The following is a 25,408-nucleotide window of genomic DNA, read 5'->3' as shown; positions in this document are numbered from 1 at the left end:
TTCCGAACACAGAAGTTAAGCCCACCAGCGCCGATGGTACTGCTAACGCGGGAGAGTAGGCCGCCGCCAGTTTTTATTTTATTTTAAAAGTCTCATACAGTAATGTGTGAGACTTTTTTTGTTATAGACCCATCCCATCTATATTATATCTATCCCACGCCTATGTACCTGGAACTATCCCTGCACTTATACAGGGTGAAGAGTGAGAAACAGATAACAGATAATAGATAATAGATAATAGATAATAGATAATAGATAATAGATTCCGGATAGTAAATATGTTTTGGCTAAAGCCTGTGGAATTTTATGGTTTTTATTGAGCACGGGCTAAAGCCCGTGGCTATTGAATAGCCGTGCTCATCATATCTTCTTCTAAACATTAAAGCATATCCGTATATTCCTTGATTTTCTCCAAACAAATCTCCGCATTCCTCTGTGTCAATCCGTGTAATCCGTGGTGAAGTAAAATAGCAATGCTCTTTTCATTATGGGTTTATCACTAGTGGTGGGTTTTAGCCAAACTTAAAAACAATTACCTTCTCAGTATGTAAATAAAAAATGAGTAATGTGTGCGGGTATTTTAAATGATGTATTATATGCTTTGGCTAAAGCCTGTGGAATTTTATGGTTTTATTGAGCACGGGCTAAAGCCCGTGGCTATTGAATAGCTGTGCTCATCATATCATCTTCTAAACATAAACATTAAAACATATCCCTATATTCCTTGATCTTTTCCCAATCCAAATCTCCGCATTCCTCTGTGTCAATCCGTGTAATCCGTGGTGAAATAAAATAGCAATGCTCTTTTCATTATGGGTTTATCACTAGCTTTATTTAGCACGGGTCGTTATTTATAATAAAACCCGCAAATCTGAATAGAAATTGCGGGTCTAATTTAACATTCCTAGCTCTGGTAGCCCAGTAATTTTCTGATCTGATAGAAGAATCTTTCAATAAGTCTTAAATCCTGGGTAACGATTTCAGCATTTCCTCTAAGCTCTTTATCGAAAACCAGTGTTTGGTTATAGCTTGTTTTAAGACCTTTGGGAAGGATGACATCCACATAATAATTTCCTTTGTCATCGGGTATAAGAGAAATATTCTGAACTTTTCCTTCTATAATACCGTATTCCTGAAATCGGTAATTATCGAGTTTTATCAAAACTTTTTCACCAGGGACAATCTTACCGGAATTAGTTGACGGTACAGACATCCTGCCTACCAGCTTTTCTTTTTTCTCAGGTAAAATTGATAAGATAGGATCTCCTGCTTTTACAAACTGATTCTCTCCGAAAAATTGCTGAAAACTGGCCACGCCATCTGTAGAAGAAATCACAAGATAGTTCTGTTCCCATTGTTTTAAAGATTTGCGCAATTGTTCGAACAATTGTAACGTTTGAGATGAATAAGTGATTCTGTCTTTTTCTGTATTGATGGCAGCCCCGCTTTTGGTTTTGTTCAGATTGGAAATTCCTTCTTCTATCTGGGAAATAGAAATATTAAGATTTTCAAGGTTCTGCTGGGCCTGAAGAAATTTGATTTTTTCATTTTCAAGTTCCATGGATGAAATTACTCCTTGATTAAACAGGTCCTGAGAGCGCTGGAAACTCTTTTTTGTCAATTCATATTTAGCACTTTCAAGGCTTTTTTGCTGTTTCAAGGTGGCAATTCTTACACGGTTTTCGGAAATACTCTGATTGGCTGCAATATTTTCAGGTGCATAAGGCTGCAGCCTGATAAAAAGCTCTTCATCCTGAAAGGCTTTTGCAAAATTGTTGTATTCTGCCTGCAGTTCTCCCAGTTTAAATCTGGAAGTCCGGGTAAGAGGAAAAGATCGTAGCTGATCAGGGGTAATTGAATCTACCAGTTTTTTCAGCTCAAGAACATCTTTATAGTTGGCAGCAGACTGCATTACCATAAGGACGTCATTTTTTTTTAACGTGCTGATGGTCTTTAATAAATATCTTTTCAATTTTGGAGCTTACCCTTGCTTCTATTTTTTCCGGAGGATTTTGTGAAGTTACAATAATAGGAGCCGGAACAAATTCCGGATATTTGATAATATAACTCATCACAAGAATTAACAGGAGAATAATAAATATAAGCGTATTTCCCCAGCGGATCATCCAATGAGGAGGCTGGGTAAGAATATCCTGTACACTTTCCGAACGGAGTTCAATATTGTCTAAAATGTCTTCTTTCATAATCTGAATATATAATCCCTTCAGTGGGGGATTATGATCTTTAGTATATTAATTACCTAATTCTAATTGGTTCTTCACAAGTCTGTAATACTCTCCTTTGAGAGCTACCAGCTCAGCATGGTTTCCTTCTTCTACAACTTTTCCATGATCCAGTACAATAATTTTGTCTGCATGTTTTACTGTTGAAAGCCTGTGAGCAATAACTACTGCCGTTTTTCCTTTAAAAAACTGTTCAAGGTTTTCCATAATGATTTTCTCGTTATTGGCATCCAAAGCAGAAGTGGCTTCATCAAATAAAATATATTCAGGGGATTTATATACGGCCCTGGCAATAAAAAGCCTCTGTTTTTGCCCGCCGCTTACTCCCACACCTTCATTTCCGATTTTTGTATTGTAACTTAAAGGAAGCGTTTCTATAAACTCTTTGATATTGGCAATTTCTACAGCACGTCTTAATTTTTGTTTATCGATATGATCTTCACCTACAGCAATATTATTGGCAATAGTATCATTAAAGACATAGCCTTCCTGCATTACTACTCCACAATGATCTCTCCAGAACCGTGGGGAAATATTTTTAAGGTTGGTACTTCCGATTTTAATTTCTCCCTGATCGGGATCATAAAACTTCATGAGTAACTTTAGCAAGGTAGTCTTTCCACTTCCACTTGCTCCTACAATGGCTGTAGTTTTTTGATAAGGAATTGTAAGATTCAGATTTTCAAAAACCGGAACATCTGATCCGATATACCTGAATGACATGTCACTGATCTCAATATCTTTATGAGGAATATCTGCGGCATATTGTTCATTCTTGTTTTCTTCATCATCTTTATCGTGAATTTCGCCCAACCTTTCAAGAGAAATTTTGGCGTCCTGTGTTTGTTTAATAAAGTCAATAAGCTGTAACAAGGGGCTGTTAAGTTGTCCAATAATGTATTGTACTGAAAGCATCATCCCTAAAGTAAGGTTTCCGCTCAATACCAATTTTGCAGAAAGGAAGCTTACCAGAATATCTTTCATCTGGTTGATAAAATTTCCTCCCACAGATTGCCATTGTTCCAGAGAAAGCGACTTTATTCTTATTTTAAATAATTTTACCTGTAAGAATTCCCAATCCCATCTTTTCTGTTTTTCTGCATTGTGCATTTTAATTTCCTGCATGCCGTTGATGAGTTCAATGACCTTACTTTGTTCCTGGGAAACCTGGGAGAATCTTTTATAATCAAGCTCTTTTCTCTTTTTCAGGAAAAAGCTGATCCATCCGATGTATAATCCTGCTCCTATAAGATAAACGATAAATAACCTATAATCATAAAGCAGCAGTACAATGCTGAAAATAATAAGGTTGACCAATGAGAAAAGGGTATTCAACGAGGAGCTGGTAAGGAGTTGTTCTATCCTGTGGTGGTCATTAATCCTTTGCATGATATCTCCTGTCATTCTCGTATCGAAAAAGCTGATAGGGAGTCTCATTAACTTAATAAAAAAATCGGAAATGATAGAAATATTAATTCTTGCGGAAAGGTGAAGCAGAATCCAGCTTCTGATGGTTTCTATGCCCATCCTTCCCAAAAATAACATGATTTGTGCCAGCAATACCAGATAGATGAAGTTAATATCCTGATTCTGTATCCCAACGTCTACAATACTTTGGGTAAGAAAAGGGAATATCAGGGAAAGTAAACTTCCTGCCAGAAGCCCAACAGCTAATTGGATAACTAAAGATTTGTACTTTAAAACATACTTTGATAAGAAGGCAAAGCTGGCTTTACCTTGCTCTGTATCAAATTCAGTCTGGAAAAATGCTGGGGTAGTTTCAAGAATAAGAACAATGCCTTCTTCTGTATTTTCATTGGCATTCTCCCCGATCCAGGATCTGATAAACTCTTCCCTTGTATAGGTAATTAAGCCATAGCTGGGATCGGAAATATATACTTTATTGTTTTTATCAATCTTATAGACAACTACAAAATGGTTCTTATTCCAGTGGGCTACACAGGGAAGCGGAACTTCTTCTACAAGGGTATTAAAATCAATCTGGACTCCTATTGAACGGAATCCCAGGTTTTCTGCCGCATCGCTCAGTCCCAAAAGACTACTGCCTTCACGGGTGGTTTCAGAAAGATTGCGAATTTGCTGTAACGAAATGTTTCTGCCGTAGTGTTTACTGATAATTCTAAGACAGGTTGGTCCACAATCTTTAGTGTCCGGTTGCTTATAAAAGGGAAATTTCTTCAAAACTAATGTTCATTATAAAATGTCGTCAGAACGTGACGACATTTTTAATTTATTCAATATTATAATTCAATGAATGGTTGTCTGGAAATACTACCATTGGACGTTCAGGTCTAGTACACCTTTACAGGTGTTTTTTTTTGAAATTTTTGACTGCTTTTGCCTGCTGTAGGTCTTCGGGCATAAAGCTCCTTTTCGGGATATGTATCTTATCTTTTAAAAGTCTTTTCTGGTCTTTCATAATAATAGTTTTTAGTTGCTTTTTTTAAAGAGTCTGGCTATTGATTTTTGCTTTTCCTAATATAGTGAAATTTTCGAAAGCTGTATCCTGTCTATTAAAAGTCATCATCTTCTATTAATTCATCAACAAAGTACCAGATATCCTCACGGTCATATTTTTCCGGGAACTGATATCCGTTGATAATAAAAATAGGCGTGAAGTTTAGGCCTGCATTACTGTTTTCCTGAGACATGGCAATCAATGCATCCAGATTTTCTGACGTAGGATTTCCTCCGGATAAAATATTGATCTTATTTTCATCTTTTGTTTCAAACCATTCTTCTACAGCATTCAGGAATTCTTTTTCCGGTTTGTTCTTATAAATATAAGTAAGGTCAGAGATTAATTGAGTATATTTCTCATTTGCCCTTTCAGGAGTATAATTGAATCTCATCTGTATGGAGATATCATTTGGATATCTCTTTAAAAGATCTTCTGCGATTTTGTGAGCTCCTTTACAGAAGCCGCAGTAAGGATTAGAGATGATGGAAATATGAAGTTTTGCATCTTTATTCCCTACGAGAAATGTCTGGTTATCCCCGAATTCTATTTTTTCATTTTGTGCCAACTGACTTTTAAAAAGTTCATAATTTCTTTTGAATCTTAGATTTTTGGCATTAGATTTTTGAAGCTCTTCTTTTTGAGTAAGCAGGTTATTGAAATATAAAACGGCTGAAAAGATAAGCGCCCATAAAATTACTGCTAATAAAAGTGCACCGATTCCGAATGAAACTTCCGTGAAAAGCAAGGTGCTGATCACTAACTGGCCAATAAGAATTGAAATAATTAAAAGGCAAATCCTGCAGAATGTTTTTTCTACAAATGCCTGGATATATAATGAATAGCCTATAGCAATCACAGAAACAATAGTAAAACCTTTGATAAGATATGCTGAAGCAGGAAGAAAAAGGCCAAGAACAGCAAGCCCTGTAAAATAAATCAATGAAAAGTCAGAAAACTTTAATCCTAAAATACTTGTCTTATCCTGTTTGATGATTTTATCACATGAATTGGTCGTTTGAACGGTTGCATTATTGCCTCCACATATACTTCCGATAACGGTAGACGTATTACCGAATTTCTGGTTAAAAATTTCAATAGAGATGTACACCCCGGCCAGGGAGAGAATATTGAATATTGCTTCATATAATGTCTGGCTGATGAAAGAGTAAACAAGTACCATAGCAAAAATGCAATAAAGAACCGGCTTGAAGTTGAATGCCAGCTTACTTTCCGCATTTTCCGTCTTTTCAAATAAAAGAACAAAATTGGTGGATTTTTGATGAAGCTCTTGCTTGTCTATTGTTTTTGCTTTTTCGGAATAAACAGAATAATTATTTCCCGTTTTTTTTACCAGGGAGAAAGAATTGTCGACAATAGCAATAAACTCTTCAGGTAATTCATCCCAATATTCCTTATCAAGTTCGTAAGCATCATTTTTCACTCCCATAAAGTTTAGAGTATCACTAAAAGCTAGTGCTGAAGGATAATTAGGATGAGAATTGAACTGGAAAATGAATTCCTGTTTGTCAAGTTTTAGGTAGTTAATTAGTTTGTCGAAAAGCATATTAATATTTTTATCTAAAATACACAGATGTTTTAAATAAACAAAAATTTTTTTCTTTTATTAGTGAGATATAAACGTGTATTGCTGGATATGATTTGACTTTCAATATTTTATTTTTTTACGTAATGTTGCTTTCATTATTGTCTTTTATTAAATTCCGGTACTTTTAAATTCTTCTTTATCCAAAACTTTCATTTTACAGGTAGAAATAAAGAGATGGATTTTGAAAACTGACTAAAAATTAAAATGAATCCCTTTAATTGCTAGTAAACATTAGTTATATAAAAATTAGAAATATATTATTGATTAGATGAAATAACTCTAATTTTTGCTTCTTGGAAAACATCTGTTAATCATGATGTTCTTATTTTAATAAAATGTTTAATTTTTTATTTTATTTTCAGTAAAATTTACATTTAGTTATGAAATTTATTGTTTTTACTGGATTCTACATGATTTTTGATTGCCTGTAACGAACTCAAAAAAACTTAAAAAATCATAAAGTTTTCATAAAGTTTTAAAAAAGAAAAGAAATGTTTTTGTATTTATAAAATATGTCGTACTTTTACATCGCCTTGAATGAGGGAACAAGTCAAGGTAATAAATTTTTTTTTCATCATTTGTGTTTTTAGAATCGTATCGCCTGATACGATTCTTTTTTTGCTTTTTTATTTTTCGTAGTTCAGAAGGAGATCTATAAAGTAAGAATAAGTAACGGAGCCTTCCTGTTGATTGCTTTTTAAAAACAGATTGTTAGTCAGACCAAAGAAATCATCCAGCCAGCCCTGATGGCTGAAGACAAATTCTCTTTCATAAGCCCTGTCTCTTTTCATAGCAGGAGAATATTGGGTAAGAACAGATTTTACGAATTTTGGATCCTGTTCTGCAATGAATCTTAGCAGACTCTTTAAAGTAAAATATTCAGTGCTGTATCTTAGCTCCGGGTTGTTGGAGTGAATACCCGTTAAATATCCGATGAAATTAGCTTCCTGCTCTCTGGCAAAACCCAGCTGATGGGAGCTTTCATGTGCTGTTGTAAAAGGAATGAAGGTAGGCGGAAGCTCAGAGTTGTATTGTGCTTCAGCTGTAAAAGGATTATAATATCCTAAAATACCCGTAAAGCTCATCACGTTTTTAAATAAACTGGGTTTGATGACAGGAATCCGGGTGGTTTTTTTGTCCGAAATATAGGTTGGAAGACGGGTTTGCTGCAAGAGAATTTCCTCCTGTATAGCTTCTAGATTGGTAATAATGAATCTTCCTTTATGATCTTCCTGTACAGATTGTCGGGTTTTTTTACACCTTTCAAGATAGATAAAGGCAAGCTTTTTTGCTTTGTCAATTTCTGGTTTTTCCTGGCTCGGAAGCTTTTTAATAACAGGAGGCTGAAAGTAAAGCATCCCCCAAAAGATTTGATACGTAAAGTAAAAGATATTAACAGCTATCAGGATTCTTATAAGAGATTGGGCTCTTTTTCTCCTCTTAAATAAAGTAATAAGGCAGTAGAGGAAAAATATCCCCAGCAAAATATAAATGACATCGCCCACTGAAAAGGAGATCCAGCTAAAAAGTAGCTGATGGATTCTTTTTTGAAATTCAAAAAAATTTTCAAAAAATGAAATCATGAATGTTAACTTTGAGAAAGCATAAAACAAAAGAAATTGGGCAAGTAATAAACCTGCCCAAAATCTCTTCTTCTTATATATTGTTTTAGTTATCTTAATGTCCATTTCCTTTAGTAACATTATCCAGATCAATACCCTGAGCTTTTAAAATTCCGGTGACACGTATTGCATAGAATGCAAGATACGCAAAACAAATAACCCCCACGATATAGCTGAAATGAATATTTGTAATATCCGCTATATAACCTTGTATAAAACTTACGATACCTCCTCCCATGATCATCATGATGAGATATCCGGATCCCTGATTAGTATGCTTTCCTAGTCCGTTAATGGCTAAAGCGAAAATACACGGCCATAACGTAGAGCAGAAAAGACCTACACTGGTAAATGCATATACAGATACCATTCCTGTTGTAAACATACCTATAAGCAATGCTGTAATTCCTGCCAATGAGAAGATCAGAAGCATCCTTGCCGGATTTCCTTTACTCATAATATCGCAGATAATCATCGCAATAATAACGAATCCGTATACATAGAAAGGAGAAAGGTCATGTTTGGCAACAGCATTCACAAATAAAAATACACCGAATGCAAGATAAGGCGCTAAAAATCTTAAGATTTTTTTGAATCCCGCGCTGAAGTCAAATGCTTCTACTGCTCCGGTCCACCGGCCAATCATTAATGATGCCCAATATAACGAAATATAAGGTGCTACCTCTTTGGTTTCGAAACCTAATCCTTTTTCCATATAGGCAGGCAGGTTACTTGCTGTGGAAACTTCTACTCCTACATATACAAAGATAGCGATCATTCCCATGACAAGCTGAGGATACTGGAAAGCAGAGCTCCTGTGTTCCCCCGGAGTCGTATCATCCGTGTCTGTCATATTGGTTGGCGTTACGGCAGGGAGTGATGAGAATTTGAGCATTAAGGCTACTAATGCAAAAGCAGCTCCCAGAATCAGGTAAGGTACTTTTACACTTTCTATACTTGCTTCAGTATTAGCAGCACTTGCAGAACCAAAAATCGCAAATGCAACAATAAGAGGCCCTATGGTAGTCCCCAGGTTATTGATTCCTCCGGCCATTGTAAGTCTTTGTGATCCTGTTTCTGTAGGACCTACTTCAATAGCAAGCGGGTTTGCAACAATCTGCTGGAGAGAGAATCCTAAACCTACAATAAATAATCCGGAGATCATTAACGGGAAAGACTGCATATTGGCAGCCGGATAGAATAAAAGTGTTCCTAATGCAGAAATAAGAAGCCCGACAATAAGCCCGTTTTTATAACCAATTTTATTGATCAGGTCCTGCTTTAAGCCCTTTGATACTATCATATAGATTAAAGAACCTACAGTATATGCTACATAAAAACATATTTGTACCAACATGCTTTCTGTTTGGGATAAGTTGAAGGCTTTTTGAAAAACAGGGATCAGAATATCATTGCTGGCGGCTACGAATCCCCAAAAGAAGAATACGGTAACCAATGGAATGAATTGTGCCCAATTGGTTTGTTTAGAATAATTTGACATATTTTATTGAAAATTTCGCAAACAAATATAACTAATTCTTTTAAATGGAATGCTGTGTCAGAGTTTTTTTAATAACTTGGTAAGCCTTTTCCTTTAGGACTTTCGGAGAATCAGTAGGTTCTATAATTCCATTGAAATAAACCTTTACTCTTCCGGGGTAGCCTTTGGAGTTCTCAAAAGGAAACATCTCCTTGAGTCCGATAAAAGTATAAACTGCAATAGGGGAGTGGTGTTTCGAAGATAAAATAAAAGCACCGTCCTTAAAGTCGTCAAGGATAATAGATGTGTCATCCGGTACTCCTCCTTCCGGAAAAATGGCAATACTGTTTCCTTCTTCCATTTTTTCTGCACACCTCCGGTATACATCCGCACGGCTCCTGGCGCTGGTTCTGTCTACCATTACACAGATTCTTTTATAGATGGTTCCGAAGATAGGAATCTTAACAAGCTCTTTTTTTCCTACAAAACATACAGGGTGATGAGGGAACAGAATGCAGGTAAGCATGATATCCATGATAGAGGTATGATTGGAGATAAAAACATATTGCTGGCTTTTATCCTTCTCTTGAGTCGAAAGTTTAATAAGGTCATACCTGAAACCCATTCCATAGAACATTCCGAAACACCACAGGCGGACAAATTTATAGGCATACCGGTAATGTTTTTTACTGAAAGATAAAATATAAACAGGAATCCCAAGAATAATTGTTAAGACAAATGCTAATAACAATAACCAAAACCTCCAGAGATAATTTAAAACTTTTGTCACAGTTTAACCATTAAAGATTACTTTCTTTTTAACCGAATAATTAAGAATGGAAACCAATAAAATTGCTGCAATTTTACTGATCATTTCAGGGCTCAAGGTATAAAAAAATAAATTGATATTATCCTTAAAAATAAAACTGTAAAATATCTGGAAGAAGCCCAGGCTCAATAATGTGGAAATAAAAGATACTCCCATAAAATAGGCGAACTCCTTTTTCTTAGAATGTTTTCCTCTTTCAAAAACAAACCAGATGCTAAGAAAATAATTGGTGAGGATTCCACAACCTGTAGAAAAAATGTTACTTAAAGGATAGTGTACCCCATGGAAGTTGGTCTCTCTGGCAATAAAGAGAGGAAGTGAGGTACTGAACGCCTTAAAACTGCCAATTTCTACAATAGCACTCAATCCTCCTGCGATAATGAAGAACAAGACCTGTTTCTGGCGTATGAGTATTTCTTTCATTTAATTAAATATAAAACTAAAATATCTTACATATTATTTGAGTAGTAGGATGTTTTACAGTCGGATAGGCCATCTATAGCCTTTATTCCGGTCATTTAAAATGGCTTTTAACTGTCATTATTGAGGGCACTCAGTAATATGAATATGCAAATTTATAACTATATGTTAAACACTGAAAAAAGTTGTTAAAATATTTTTTTAAATAAAAATTATTTCTAAATTTAATATTCCAAACGATATAAGAATAACCTGATAATAAATTCATTTTCAACTCTTTGTGTTGATGGTTTTTTCTATCTTGTAATGCGTGGTTGAAAGCATACTACTCCAACATTTTGTGACCCAATTTATAATAATATTTGTATGAAACGTCAAAACAAATACAGAAAATTCCAGCTTCAACAAAAAAAATATTGAAGTTCTTGAGAGAGAAAATTCCCGCTTCAAAAGGGTATATTCTGAATACGAAAATATGTCTGATGAGCTTTGGAATCTGGAAAACTCCAATGGAGAACCTGTTCCTGATGATTTTATCAATGCCATGGTTTTGCAGACGTCTTACCTGGAAGATGAAATTGAAGATTGGCTTCTGCAATTCAATGAAAAAAAAACTGATATAAAACAGTAGTGATTTTGGACAGCTTCCGGGTTGTTTTTAAACGCTAATTAAAGATAAATTCATAATTTAGCATCCTTAAATTAAAAACTAACATATGGTTGCTATTGTAGATAGTGGTTCTACTAAATCGGATTGGGTAATACTTGATGACTTTAAAAAAGTCTTTCTGAAAACAGAAACGATTGGCTTTAATCCGAATTTTATCAATAGAGAACTTATTACTCCTGAAATACAGAAAAACAGCAACCTGATATCGGTCAAAAATTCAATTACCAAAGTTTTTTTCTATGGTTCCGGCTGTGGAGTGAAAAAAAATTGTGAGATCATAGAGGAAGAACTTAAGAAAGTTTTCGGGAAAGCTGAAATTATTGTTAAGGAAGATCTGATGGCTGCTGCTTATGCTGCCTACAACGGAAAACCCGCCATTGTGTGCATTCTGGGTACAGGCTCAAATTCTTGCTTTTTTGATGGAGAAAATCTGAAAATAGAACTGCCTTCCCTTGGTTTCCTGATTGGAGATGAAGGGAGCGGAAGTGCGATCGGAAAACAGCTTGTCCGCAGGTATTTTATGAAAAAGCTGCCGGCGGACCTTCACAGTGAGTTCGAAAAAGATTATCAGCTTACCATAGAAGATGCATTGAAAAACATGTATCACTCCCCAAGACCCAATGCTTATTTGGCCAATTTCAATAAATTTGTTATCGAAAGGAAAGAACATCCTTATTTTATGGATATGGTCTTTGAAGAAATGAAAAGTTTCTTCGAATATCAGGTTCTTCCTTATCAGGAAGCACAGGAAGCTGAGATCAATTTTATTGGCTCTATAGCCTATTATTATGAAAATATTCTACGTTCTGTTGCTACAGAACTTCATTTAAATGTGGGACATGTTGTTCAGAAACCAATTGAAAGTTTAGTTGATTACCACATTAAATATATCCTTTAACAAAAAACAAAATTTTATGTCAAGTAAAAACCATCGCGACGAAAAGAACTTTAGCCAGGCCGCGTTAGATTATCATAAAGCAGAACCCAAAGGTAAAATTGAAGTTATCCCATCAAAACCACACTCTTCCCAAAGAGACCTGTCATTGGCCTATTCTCCGGGAGTAGCGGTTCCCTGTATGGAAATACATGAAAAGCCGGAAACCGTATATGATTATACAGGAAAAGGCAATCTGGTAGCGGTAATTTCAAATGGTACAGCCGTACTTGGATTAGGAGATATCGGTGCCGAAGCTTCAAAACCGGTAATGGAAGGAAAAGGTCTTCTATTCAAAATCTTTGCAGATATCAATGTTTTTGATATTGAAATCAATGAAAAAGATCCGGATAAATTTATTGAAATCGTAAAAGGGATTGCTCCGACTTTCGGAGGGATCAACCTTGAAGATATTAAGGCTCCTGAAGCATTTTACATTGAGCAGAGACTGAAAGAGGAATTGAATATTCCTTTGATGCATGATGACCAGCACGGGACGGCTATTATTTCTGCTGCAGCACTGATCAATTCATTGCAGATAGCCAATAAGAATATTGAAGAAGTAAAAATGGTCGTGAATGGAGCAGGAGCAGCAGCGATTGCCTGTACCAAGCTTTATATTTCATTAGGTCTGAAAAAAGAAAATGTCCTGATGTGTGACAGTAAAGGGGTCATTAATCATAAAAGAGAAAATCTTACTCCGGAAAAACTGGACTTTATTGCCCAGACTGATATTGAAACTTTAGAAGATGCTGTAAAAGGTTCTGATGTTTTCGTTGGGCTATCGAAAGGAAATGTAATGACTCCGGAAATGCTGTTGAGCATGAATGAAAACCCTATCGTATTTGCCCTGGCGAACCCGGATCCGGAAATTGCATATGACCTTGCCCTTGAAACCCGTAAAGATGTAATCATGGCTACAGGGAGAAGTGATTATCCTAATCAGGTAAACAACGTATTAGGATTCCCTTATATCTTCCGTGGTGCATTAGATGTTCAGGCGACAGGAATTAACGAAGAAATGAAGCTGGCAGCAGTACATGCTATTGCCGACCTGGCAAAGGAGCCGGTGCCTGAGGCCGTTATTTTAGCTTATAATGTTCAGAATTTACAATTTGGAAGAGAATATTTTATTCCAAAACCGTTTGACAACAGGCTGATCACAAAAGTATCCAGTGCTGTTGCAAAAGCTGCTATCGAAAGTGGTGTTGCAGGAAAAACAATTACTGATTTCGAAGAATACGAACATCAGCTTCTGGACAGAATGGGCAGGGATGAGAGGCTGGTAAGAATGATGCAAAGCCGTGCCAAGTCTAATCCGAAAAGAATTACCCTTGGAAATGCTGAAGAATATAACGTATTGAAAGCAGCCCAGATTCTTTATGAAGAAGGAATTGCTTATCCAAGTCTTTTAGGAGATAAAAAATACATCAAAGAGCAGATGGAGCGTTATGGAATTACCCTGGATGTTCCTATTATTGATCCAAGTGATGATGACCAGAAGGAGAACAGGAAAAAATACAGGGAAACCCTTTGGAAGCTTCGCCAGAGAAAAGGCATGAACGAATATAAAGCGAAAAGATATGTTCGTCAGAGGGATTATTTCGGGCCTTTAATGTTGAAGCATGGGGATACGGACGGTCTTATTGTAGGTTTTTCTAAAAATTATACTTCGGTATTGCGCCCTATTTTAGAAGTTATTGAAAAAGACAAAGGAGTAGATAAAGTTGCAGCTATGATGATGATCCTGTCTGAGAAAAAACCTATTTTCTTTGCGGATACTTCCATCAATCAGAATCCTACGGCAGAAGACCTTGTCAACATTGCTAAAATGGCAGAGATTACAGTGAAATCTTTTGCTATCGAGCCAAGAATTGCAATGTTAGGGTTTGAAAACTTTGCTGCGATCTCCGAGACTTCAAAAAAAGTAGCCAAAGCGGTGAGCATTCTTCATGAGAAATATCCTAAAATGATTGTAGATGGTGAAATTCAGCCGGATTTTGCCATGAATGCAGATCATTTAAGTGACTATCCTTTCTCAAAATTAGGAACAACGCCGGCCAATACATTTATTTTCCCTAACCTTGAAAGTGCAAACCTTTCCTATAAAATTATCAGAGGAATGAAAGTGGCACAGGTAATAGGCCCAATCCTTATGGGGCTGAAGCAACCGGTACATGTTCTTCAGATGCGTTCCAGCGTGGACGAAATCGTTAACCTTGCTACCATTGCGGTACTGGATGCCCAAAGAAGAGAAAAAAAGTAATCTGAATAGATAATCGGATTATTAAAAATACGCTTTTATAGATCAAAAGACTCCATATTTTTGGAGTCTTTTGTTTTTATGTTAATTCCTTGAATTTTCATTTTAAATTTAAGTTAAAAATCATTCGTACGTGAAATGAAAACATTAATTAGTTTAAATTGCTATATTTGGGAGTTTTAAAAATTAATAATGATATTTTCTTTACAAGGCACAGTTCAGGAACTTACGCCTACCTACGCGGTAATCAATGTGCAAGGTGTTGGTTATTATGTGGGAATCAGTTTAATGACCTCACAAACGCTGGTTTTGAATCAGCAGACTTTTTTATTTATCCAACAGATCATCCGGGAGGATGCTCATCTCCTCTTTGGATTTAACACTCGTTCAGAAAAAGAAATGTTTAATCTGTTAATAAGCGTTAATGGAGTAGGAGCTGTTTCTGCCCTTATTTTGCTGTCGACCTTAAGCCTTAATGAGATTGCTACTGCAGTCCTTTCAAAGAACAGTGCGCTGATTCAGAAAGCCAAAGGAATTGGTGCCAAAACAGCAGAAAGAATAATTGTTGATCTTAAAGATAAAGTCCAGAAATTCAGCGGTACAGAAGATAATATTTCTGCTATGATGGATAATAAAATTAAGGAAGAATCGTTATCTGCATTAGAAGTTTTAGGGATTCCTAAGCGAATGAGCGAGAAGATTGCTGATAAAATATTAAAACAAAATCCAAGCATCTCAGTTGAAGACTTGGTTAAACAAATTTTAAAAAACATTTAACATTTGGTGGCGAATAATAAGCATCTTAACATATTTTTGTTCCTGTCGTTTCTGTGTATGTCTGTAAGTGCTTTTGCGCAGCAGGTAAAAAAAGATACGGCCATCATACGAAAGGAATATGAAGTGGCCGACCCTACAAGGTACGAGGCCTACTACGACATAAAAACCGGGATGTATTTTGTGTATCCTAAAATCGGAAATACGATCACCGGTCCTCCTACCGCGATGTCTCCGGAAGAGTATAAAGAATACATGCTGGCTGCCCAGACTAAAGCGTACTATAAAGAAAAATCCGAAAAGTACAATCTCCTTTTCAGGAGAGACAGAAGTGATGCCAGAAGAAAAGGGCTGATCCCTTCATTATTAATCAATAATAAGCTATTTGAAACCATCTTTGGAGGAAATAAAATTGAAATTATTCCTTCGGGATATGCATCTCTCGATTTTGCAGGACTTTATCAAAAAATTGATAACCCACTGATTTTACCACAAAACAGGACCAGTTTCACCTTTGATATTGATCAGAGGATCCAGTTGGGATTATTAGGTAAAGTGGGAGAAAATCTTCAGCTAAAGGCTAATTATGATACCCAGAGCGGATTTGCCTTTGAAAACAGGATGAATATTGCCTGGCAGGCGAAGGGAAGCTGGAAAGATCTTCAGAAAAAAGGCCTTGGAAACGTAGATAAACCCAGTGAAGGAGGAGAAGATAAAATTATTAAAAGGGTAGAATTCGGTAATGTAAACCTGCCCCTTTCAACAAGCCTTATCCGGGGTTCACAATCTTTATTCGGGGTAAAAGCTGATTTTCAATTGGGGAAAACCTTTGGGACAGTTGTTCTTTCCCAGCAACAAGGGGAAGCCAGGAATATTGTGGTACAGGGTGGCGGAGTTATGAATAATTTTAAAGTCAATGCCATTGACTATGAAGATAATCAACACTACTTTTTAGGACATTATTTCCTTGGCAAATATGATGATGCCCTGGTTAATTATCCCCAGATCAATTCTACCATTAATATTACCAGATTGGAAGTATGGGTATTGGATCAGGGAAACAGTAACCTGGCTTATCAAAAAAGTATCATAGGAATCAGGGACCTGGGAGAAGGCGGCGGCGTATTGCCGGATAACTCGCTGAACGGATTATATGATGCTGTTTCCAATGCTGTGGGAACCAGGGAAGCCGGTAAGAACTACTCAACTGTTTTTCAGGGACAGATCTTTCCGGGAAGTACCACGCCATACGACAACGGAGAAGAATTCATCTTTAATACCAAAGCAAGAAGGCTGAATAGCAATGAGTATACCATGCAGCCGCAATTGGGATATATCTCATTAAACCAAAGGCTTAATGAAAACCAGCTTTTAGCGGTATCATATTCATATACCGTTAATGGAAGTAATAAGGTATATAAAGTAGGGGAATTCTCAGAAGAAAGCCCTGTTTTGGTGACAAAAGTATTAAGACCTAACAATAAAGTTAATGTACAGTCGCCTATGTGGGATCTGATGATGAAGAATATTTATTCTTTAGATGCAGGACAAGTGGCACAGGATAATTTTATCCTTAATGTATATTACAGGGATCAAAAAACCGGAGGTAAAGTCAATTATCTTCCGGATACACCTGTACAAAACCAAAATTTACTGAAGTTATTCAACTGGGACCGCCTCAATATGAACGGGGATATCCAGAATAATAAAGACGGAACAAGAGGTGATGGTATTTTTGACTTTGTTAACGGAATTACCATAAGGCCGGAAACCGGAAGGATTATCTTTACTAAGGTACAGCCTTTTGGAGATTATATGCAGAATGTGTTAGGAAGCAACGACCCGCAATATGTTTTCCATGACCTGTATGATAAACAAAAGCAGGATGCTTCTGCCAGTAATCTTGCCCAGAGGTATACCATGGAAGGACGTTACAAAGGAACCCAGGGACAAGGGATTTCTTTAGGAGCTGTAAACGTACCGCAAGGATCTGTTAAAGTTTCGGCAAACGGGGTGCAGCTTACCGAAGGTATAGACTATACGGTAGATTATATGCTTGGAACGGTGACCATCATTAACGAAAACGTAAAACAATCCGGTCAGGCTATTAATATTTCATTGGAAAACCAGTTGACATTTAATACGCAACGAAAAAGGTTCCTGGGATTAAATCTTGAAAGAAGATTTAATGAGCATTTTATTTTAGGAGGAACAGTAGTAAATTATTCGGAATCTCCTCTTACCCAGAAAGTGAATTACGGGCAGGAAGCAGTAAATAATACAATGGCTGGAATTAATTTGATGTATAACAATCAAATGCCTTTCCTGACAAGGCTTACCGACAAAATACCATTGGTAAACACGGAAGCTCCATCCAACTTAAACTTTAAGATGGAAGCAGCTTACCTGCTACCGGGATTGAATAAAGGGACCAACAACCAATCCTATATTGACGATTTTGAACAGACAACTTCCAAAATATCTTTAAAAAGAACCGGCAGCATGGAGCCTGGCATCAAGACCGGAAAAGAATAAATCAGCACCGTTCAATGGAGCCCCGGCCAATGATGATCTGTCGAGTGGATATGGAAGAGGATTGTTATCCTGGTATAATATCGATCCTAGATTCTGGGGAGTAGGAGGAAAAGCACCATCCGGAATAACCCAGCAATCAGTGTCTAACCACGCTTCAAGAAGGGTACAATATTCTGAAATTTATAACAACAGGGATTTTGTAGCCGGTGAGCAGACTTTTACCAATACTTTTGATATTTCCTATTATCCTCAGGAAAGAGGACCTTATAACGTGAATACGGGAACTGAGCTGGCTCAAAACAGATGGGCCGGTATTATGAGATCGATCAGCGTCCCTAACTTTGTAACTTCTAATATTGAATATGTAGAGTTCTGGATGATGGATCCTTATGCAGATGGGAATCAGTTGGGAACTGACCCTAAACTTTTATTGCATTTAGGAAATGTTTCGGAAGATATCTTGAAAGATGGAAAGTTACTATATGAGAACGGCCTTCCAACTCCCGGAACTCCATCTACTACAACCAGCTCAAACTGGGGAGTACAGCCAAAACAGCCACCTATTCTTTATGCATTTTCTACTGAAGGAGACGAAAGAAGAGTACAGGATGCGGGTTATGACGGTCTGAGTTCAGATCAGGAATCCATGAAATTCGGAAATACTTTTGTAAACCCGGTAACGAATGTTGTAGACCCGGCAGTGGATGACTTTGTATTTTATATGTCAGATAAATTTACAGGCAGTCAATCAGCATCCCTTGTTCAGCGATATAAATACTTTAGAAATCCGGAAGGGAATTCACAGGCTAATTCTCTGGAAGTAGCATCACAGACTCCGGATGCGGAAGATATTAACAGAGACTACAACCTTGATCAGACAGAAAGCTATAATGAATATGTAGTAAAACTTGATCAGGCAAATCTTTCATTGGGAAAAAATAATATTGTAGATGTAAAAACGGTAAAGGCTAATTTCCAGAACGGGCAGTCTTCAGATGTAAAATGGTATTTATTCAGAATTCCGGTTTCCAAATATGCTGAAGATGGAGCAGAAGGAGAGCGTAATGCATCAGTACTGAACAATGTGAGATTTGCGAGGTTATTACTGACAGGATTCGAGCAAACTTCTACCCTGAGATTTGGAACAATGGATCTTGTAAGATCGGATTGGAGAAGATATCCTAACCTGATTTCCAGCCAGCTTGTTACTGCTCCTGAAGAAGGAACAGGAGGAGGTGTGACATTGAATAATAATTTTGAAGTAGGAAGTGTAAATATTGAAGAGAATGCCTTGAATCAACCACCATATGTATTGCCTCCGGGGATTGATCGTCAGGTATTAAGTGGAAACGCTGGAGCTCAAAGACAAAATGAAGCGTCACTTTACATGAAAGTAACTGATCTAAGAGCTGAAGCCAGAGGAGTATTCAAAAACACTTCATTGGATATGAGAAGATACAAGAAGCTTAAACTTTTTGTTCATGCTCATGATCCGTTGAATAGAGATATGAATGTAGGAAAGATAGATCCTAGAACTAAATTCTTTATTCGTTTTGGTAATGATGCTACAGATAACTACTATGAATATGAAGCATCTTTATTACTGACAAGTACTACAGCAACAGCTCCAATGGAGATATGGCCAATGGAGAACCAGGTGGATTTTGATGTTCAAAGTTTTGTAGATGCAAAAATCAGAAGAGATAAAAAATTCTGCGGTTAAAATCACTGATAGAACGGAAGATCCTGTTTTTGGAGAAGCTAATAAAAACAATTATAAAAAGATATTTATCAAAGGACGCCCTAGTTTAGGAAATATCTCTACAATTATGATTGGTATTAGAAACGATGACAGAACATCCGGACCGATGACCAGGGTCCTTTGGGTTAACGAAATCCGCCTTTCCGAAATTGAAAATGACGGAGGATATGCCGGAAATGCAAGTTTGAATTTCAATCTTGGTGATTTTGCAACAGTGAATACAAGTGCTTCATATACTTCGGTAGGTTTCGGAAATATTGATTCAAAACCTTCGGAAAGGAATCAGTCTACACAATCTGCGTTTAGTATCAATACGGCAATCAATGTCGATAAGTTTTTACCGGCAAAAAGTGGAATGAAGATTCCATTGAACTACTCTTATTCCCAAACGATCGAAGATCCTAAATATAACCCTCTGGATACCGATGTTGAATTTAGCAAAGCGCCTAATAAGGAGCAGCTCAAAAAAGTGGCAAGAACCTATACACAACAGAGAAGTATAGGAGTTGTCAATATGCGTAAGGAAAGAGTAAACCAGAATAAAAAGCCTAAGTTCTATGATATTGAAAACGTTTCTGTAACGGCGGTTTATAACGATGATTATTTCAGGGATATTTATACCAAGAGAAATTACAGACAATATCTGAAAGGATATATTGATTATAATTACACGTTCAAACCATGGGTGGTAAAACCATTCAATAAAATGATCAGTGATACAGCAAAATCAGCAAAATATCTGAAATGGATTAAAGAATTTAACTTTAACCCTGTTCCAACAAGATTATCTTTCAGAACGGAAATTGACAGAAATTATAATGAGCTTGAGTTTAGAAATGTAGAAGCTATTTTAGGAGGGAACACTACAGGTAATTTTGATGCTATCAGAAACAGAAACTTCTATTTTGGCTGGCAGTATGGATTAGGGTTCAACTTCTCGAAATCATTAAAGCTGGAAATCAATTCGGCAACAAGAACTCTTAATGATAATGTGGATGTGAATACAATGGATAGTAAATCGATCTTTGGAAACGTATTCAGAGCAGGTAGACCGGTATTGTATAACCATAGAGTACAGCTTAACTATAAATTACCTTTCCAGTATCTTCCTTATCTGGATTTTATTGATGCGGAATTAGGGTATGGATTTACCTACAATTGGAACTCCAGGTCTACGGCAATTCTTGCCAGCCCGGAAGGTGCTTTAGGTTCTATAGGACAAAATACCAATGTAATCCAGGCGACAGCAACTGCTGATATTCCGAAATTCTTCGGACAGTTTAAATATTTTAAAAATATTGCAGCCAAACTTCAGAAACGTAAACAGGAGATTGATTCTTTGAACAATGTATATACAAAACAATGGGAAAAGAACAGATACCGGTATAAGAGCTATAAATTCAAAAATAAACTGACTGTACTTCAGAGTGCAGCATTCTTCCTGACCTCGTTCAAACAATTGGATATTAATTATACAGAGAATAATGGTACTGTACTTCCCGGGTTATTATCCGCACCAAACTGGTATGGATATGGCCAGACTCTTGGAGGACCTACGCTAGGATTTTTATTAGGCTCACAGGCAGATATCAGAAGAACAGTCATGGAAAATGGCTGGGTAAGTACTTCTAATTATATGACCGATCCTTATGTAAGAATGTCAACAAGAGAGTTAAGAGCTAACCTACAAATTGTTCCAATCAATGATTTCAGAATTGATCTGAATGTGTTGCATAATTATAACAGGAATTTTTCACATACAGGATTTAATTATACCAACGGAGGCGTTCCGAATCCGGATTTTACCTTTGCTAATGACTTGGTAACTTATTCCAATTCGACAATACTTTTAAAAACTTCGTTTAGTGAAGGACAAGCGGTTTATCAGGCGCTTAGAGAAAATGCAAGAGCACTTTCTCAGCGGTTAGGGGGGCCGGGAGCTATATTGGATAATGATGGATTTGCTGAACATTATAGTATTGCGAATGCATATGTATTGATTCCGGCATTTAGAGCAGCTCTGGAAGGTAAGTCTGTTAAACAGATGGGTAATCCTAAAAAAAGCTGGATTCCCGTTACCAAACTGGAGAGTAACATATTCAGGATTAAGAAATGTCCCGATGATTAACGGGCAGTTCTCTAAGTTTGATATTTTACATGGATATACTGCTACTTATACAGCTACAGGTATACAATCAAGTATTGACTATTTTAATAGCCTTGTTAATAAAGTTTCCAATCCGGACTCTGCATTTGATGTTAATAATGATTATATTAATCCATTCACTTTTGCTCAGGTAGGATATGTGGAATCTTTTGCACCACTTATCGGGGTAGATGTTACTATGAGAAATAATATGCAGTTTGGTTTACAATACAACAGAAACAGGATGATGGTGCTGGGATTGGTAAACCATACCCTTACTGAAGATTCCAACTCGGAATATGTGGTGAGATTAGGATATATTATCCGGAATTTCAGATTGGGTACAGCCAATATAAGAAGAGGAGGCAGAGGAAAAGGAAGTGATCTGAATATCAGGGGAGATATTTCATTAAGAGACAGCAAAACTTCCATTATGAATATCCTGTTGAATGATTCCCAGGTGACAGGAGGGCAGAGACTTTTGAACATTAAACTTTCCGCAGATTATAATGTCTCCGAAAATTTAAACCTTAGGGTATTCTATGAACAGATGACCTCTAAATATAAAATCTCGACAGCATTTCCACTGTCAACTATTAGGGCCGGCATTTCTGCAACATTTACATTTGGAGAATCCGGAGGTGGATTCTAAAAATGATGTATACATAATAAAGCCTCTTTCTGAAAAGGAAGGAGGCTTTTTTATTTAATAACACACTATTTATGGATTTAAATGCTATTTTTGCGGTGATTGAACTATAAACTAAATAACTATGAAGAAAATATTTATGCTATACACTGTCTTGTGTGTAGGGCTGGCAGCAGCACAATTGTATACTCCTGCAGGAGTCGTTGGAACAACATCAAATCCATCTACCACAAATATTGGTATAGGAACAAATAATCCTTCCGAAAAACTTACCGTTTCAGGCTCGCATATTGGATCTATGATTTTATTGAATTCATCCGGTGACGGTGCCAGCAGACCTGCTAATTTAACACTTTGGGCTTCAGAACCCCAGGAAACTTATACAGGAGTAGGAATTGGTAATAATGTGAAAAACTATCATAGCATCAGCAGTCAATCGTTTCCACGCATAAATAAAGCTGCGGGAGGTTCTTATATGAGATTGCTGGAGAATCAGATTAATTTTAATCTGGTCTCTGATACAGGGGATAATAAACAACTAGTTACTTTAGTCAGAGATATGCTTGTCGTAGATGGACAATTAGTTTCTCGAATAGGCTCAAATGAAGGAGGGGCTATCACGCTGGAAAACCTTTCAAAAACAGCTCCGAATACAGCCAGAAGATGGACTATATACAACATGACAGGTCAATACGGAAATACGCTGCAGTTTTGGAGTTATTCTAATGATGGAGCTATGTATGGATCAAGATTAGTGCTTTCTGATACCGGAAACATGGCATTATATGGAAAATTTGAAGCAAAGGAAATGAAAGTTACCCTGACACCAACTGCTGATTTTGTATTTGATGAGCAATATGATTTACCAAAACTGGAAGCTGTTGAAAAACATATCAGAGAAAAAAAAGCATCTTCCTGAAATTGCCTCTGCCAAAGAAATGGAAAAAGAAGGCGTAAATATAGGAGAGTTTCAGATTAAGTTACTACAAAAAATAGAAGAATTGACATTGTATACCATTGAGTTGAATAAGAAGGTCAAAAAACAAGCTGAAGAGATTGAGTCGTTGAAAAAGATAAAAAATAAATAAACATACTATTACTTGAATCACTGTGAAAACAGTGATTTTTTTAGTTGCAATTAAAATTTTGTGAAGATGCCCATTAAGGCTTTGAACCTTTTATAATTTTGAATACATTTGTACAAAATAAAAATTAAAAAAATGAACACACCATCAGAATTAAAGTACACGAAAGATCACGAATGGATTAAGATCGAAGGTAATGTGGCTACAATTGGTATTACTGATTTCGCTCAGGGTGAACTTGGAGATATCGTATATGTAGACGTAGATACTGTAGATGATGACCTTAATGGCGGAGACGTTTTCGGAAGTGTAGAAGCGGTAAAAACTGTTTCAGACTTATTCTTACCTATTTCAGGAAAAGTTATTGAGTTCAATTCAGAACTGGAAGATCAACCTGAATTATTGAACACGGATCCTTATGGAAACGGATGGATTATTAAATTAGAAATTGCTGATGGTGCAGATCAGTCTGAATTACTTTCTGCAGAAGATTATCAAGCGATCATTGGATAAAATTTCAAAAATATTTAGTAAGATATTGCCCATTTACTGGGCATTTCTTACATATATGCTTCTTAAACCGGGACAGGAGAACCATGAATATTGGTTTATGTTCAATGGTATAGATAAAGTTTTACATGTAAGTATATTTGCAGCCTTAGGTTTCTCTTTTGTTGCTACATTTCCCAAAATTAAATTCTCATACTTTTTTCAGATCATCCTGATCTATGCGTTCCTTACTGAAATATTGCAGGAGGAAATGGGACTAGGCAGGTCTATGGAAACCCTGGATATCGTAGCCGATGCGATTGGTTGTCTTGTAGGCTACTATATATATAAGGTCTTAGTGAAGCATTTTTTTTAATTACATCTGGAATGATAACATATTAAACTAACTTCCAATTTTCTTATTCTCATCTTCCTTTTCAAATTCCCATATTCCTTGCCCTTTCCTCCTCAACCCAACTCTCCACCTTCCTCTGTGTCAATCCATGTCATCTGTGGTGAAATAAAATAGCAATTCTTTTTTTCAATACGATATCACTAGTTTTATTAATCACAGGCTTTAGCTTGCCATGCATCTGACTCCCTTTCCCTTGTCTTTAGCCAAACTTAAACACACTTACCTTGTCATTCAGTGTATAAATAAAAATGAGTCATGTATGAGGTATTATTATATATATGTTTTGGCTAAGGCCGATGGAATTTTATGGTTTTTATTGATCCCGGGCTAAAGCCCGGGCCTATTGAATAGGTGTATTTATAATATTCTCAAAGCTTAAAAACAATGATTAATTTACCATCCAGCCGTCATTGATAAAAAAAATACTCCAACTTTTAATTTTCCAATTGCCCCCTTTAAACATTTGTTTATAATTTTTATCCCTAGTTGCCAGCCTTTTAGCTTAAAATAGGAATTGAAAATGAATTTTATGTTAACTAGACTTGTTTTGCGTTGTATAAAGTTGTTATCTTTGCCCCACTGAAAACGAGAGAGAGTCAGTAAGCGCAGAAGAGCTTTTAGGTAAGCAAGAACATTATAATACTTCAAAAAGAGACGGACGAAAAAAAACTTAAAAAACTTTTTGCAAAAAGAGTTGTGGTTTTAAAAAGAGTTTGTATCTTTGCAGTCCGAATAAATCGGAGCGCAGGAGTAGGGGTGATTGAGGTTTTGAGAAGGATTAAGGTTACTTAAAAAACTTTAAAATTTTCTTTAGGAACATTTGGTCATTACAAAATAAAGTTTTACTTTTGCACTCGCAAATACGGAGCGGATATAGACAGAAAGATTGCTTCGTTAAAAAGACGGAAGATATAAAGATCATTGACATACAATATAACAACCAAGTAAGGAAAAACTAAAGCGTTAAAAACTTTGAGTGAGTCAGACAAACATACAATGGAGAG

14 protein-coding genes and 2 pseudogenes are annotated in these 25,408 nt (G+C 36.4%); 8 read left to right on the top strand and 8 right to left on the bottom strand.

From position 1 onward, the window contains the following. Positions 1-904 precede the first annotated feature (904 nt). From HX13_RS19500 to HX13_RS19470, 8 genes are all read right to left on the bottom strand, one after another. A complete protein-coding gene (locus HX13_RS19500) occupies positions 905-1,972 on the bottom strand; it encodes an HlyD family secretion protein (RefSeq protein WP_238555535.1) in 1,068 nt (355 codons plus the stop codon). Beyond that, the gene (locus tag HX13_RS24960) at positions 1,926-2,204 is read right to left on the bottom strand and encodes a hypothetical protein (protein ID WP_238555534.1); all 279 of its coding nucleotides are present in this window, start codon (positions 2,202-2,204) and stop codon (positions 1,926-1,928) included. Before HX13_RS24960 ends, HX13_RS19500 begins: the two co-directional genes overlap by 47 nt. A 48-nt stretch (positions 2,205-2,252) precedes the next feature. Next, positions 2,253-4,445 (bottom strand): peptidase domain-containing ABC transporter, encoded by a 2,193-nt coding sequence (locus HX13_RS19495; RefSeq protein ID WP_050022436.1) that lies wholly within the window; start codon positions 4,443-4,445, stop codon positions 2,253-2,255. A 332-nt stretch (positions 4,446-4,777) separates the two neighbouring features. Next, positions 4,778-6,289: a vitamin K epoxide reductase family protein gene (locus tag HX13_RS19490; RefSeq protein ID WP_050022435.1), complete on the bottom strand. Its 1,512-nt coding sequence runs from the start codon at positions 6,287-6,289 to the stop codon at positions 4,778-4,780. 668 nt (positions 6,290-6,957) lie between these two features. Next, positions 6,958-7,914: a DUF3810 domain-containing protein gene (locus HX13_RS19485; protein WP_238555533.1), complete on the bottom strand. Its 957-nt coding sequence runs from the start codon at positions 7,912-7,914 to the stop codon at positions 6,958-6,960. A 94-nt stretch (positions 7,915-8,008) separates the two neighbouring features. Further along, on the bottom strand, positions 8,009-9,454 hold the full coding sequence (locus tag HX13_RS19480; RefSeq protein ID WP_050022434.1) for an MFS transporter: 1,446 nt from the start codon (positions 9,452-9,454) through the stop codon (positions 8,009-8,011). Positions 9,455-9,494: 40 nt separating this feature from the next. Continuing rightward, positions 9,495-10,223 carry a lysophospholipid acyltransferase family protein gene (locus HX13_RS19475; RefSeq protein WP_082129177.1) on the bottom strand — a complete coding sequence of 243 codons (729 nt, stop codon included), beginning with the start codon at positions 10,221-10,223 and terminating at the stop codon, positions 9,495-9,497. A 3-nt stretch (positions 10,224-10,226) separates the two neighbouring features. Continuing rightward, entirely contained in the window at positions 10,227-10,685 is a 459-nt protein-coding gene (locus HX13_RS19470) for a GtrA family protein (protein ID WP_050022432.1), read from the bottom strand. A 472-nt stretch (positions 10,686-11,157) separates the two neighbouring features. Between HX13_RS19470 and HX13_RS24955 the strand changes: the two genes are divergently transcribed. The 8 genes and pseudogenes from HX13_RS24955 (at position 11,158) to HX13_RS19425 (ending at position 24,365) form a co-directional block, all read left to right on the top strand. Beyond that, entirely contained in the window at positions 11,158-11,313 is a 156-nt protein-coding gene (locus HX13_RS24955; RefSeq protein WP_238555532.1) for a hypothetical protein, read from the top strand. An 85-nt stretch (positions 11,314-11,398) separates the two neighbouring features. After that, positions 11,399-12,250: an ATPase gene (locus HX13_RS19460; RefSeq protein WP_050022430.1), complete on the top strand. Its 852-nt coding sequence runs from the start codon at positions 11,399-11,401 to the stop codon at positions 12,248-12,250. 16 nt (positions 12,251-12,266) lie between these two features. Next, positions 12,267-14,552 (top strand): NADP-dependent malic enzyme, encoded by a 2,286-nt coding sequence (locus HX13_RS19455; protein WP_050022438.1) that lies wholly within the window; start codon positions 12,267-12,269, stop codon positions 14,550-14,552. Between the two features lie 189 nt (positions 14,553-14,741). Next, complete coding sequence (gene ruvA / locus HX13_RS19450) at positions 14,742-15,326, top strand: Holliday junction branch migration protein RuvA (RefSeq protein WP_050022429.1); 585 nt, start codon at positions 14,742-14,744, stop codon at positions 15,324-15,326. 57 nt (positions 15,327-15,383) lie between these two features. Then, positions 15,384-22,418: pseudogene (gene sprA, locus HX13_RS19445) on the top strand (cell surface protein SprA). Between the two features lie 787 nt (positions 22,419-23,205). Beyond that, positions 23,206-23,503 (top strand): annotated as a pseudogene (locus HX13_RS22860) (hypothetical protein); the annotation flags it as partial. A gap of 132 nt (positions 23,504-23,635) precedes the next feature. Further along, on the top strand, positions 23,636-24,013 hold the full coding sequence (gene gcvH / locus HX13_RS19430; protein WP_050022426.1) for a glycine cleavage system protein GcvH: 378 nt from the start codon (positions 23,636-23,638) through the stop codon (positions 24,011-24,013). 25 nt (positions 24,014-24,038) lie between these two features. Beyond that, positions 24,039-24,365: a VanZ family protein gene (locus tag HX13_RS19425; protein WP_050022437.1), complete on the top strand. Its 327-nt coding sequence runs from the start codon at positions 24,039-24,041 to the stop codon at positions 24,363-24,365. Positions 24,366-25,408 lie beyond the last annotated feature (1,043 nt).

It is taken from the genome of Chryseobacterium sp. P1-3 (assembly GCF_000738495.1).
GTDB lineage: Bacteria > Bacteroidota > Bacteroidia > Flavobacteriales > Weeksellaceae > Chryseobacterium > Chryseobacterium gallinarum.
Note: the sequence above shows the minus strand (reverse complement) of the source record. Positions and strands in the feature narration are given on the sequence as shown.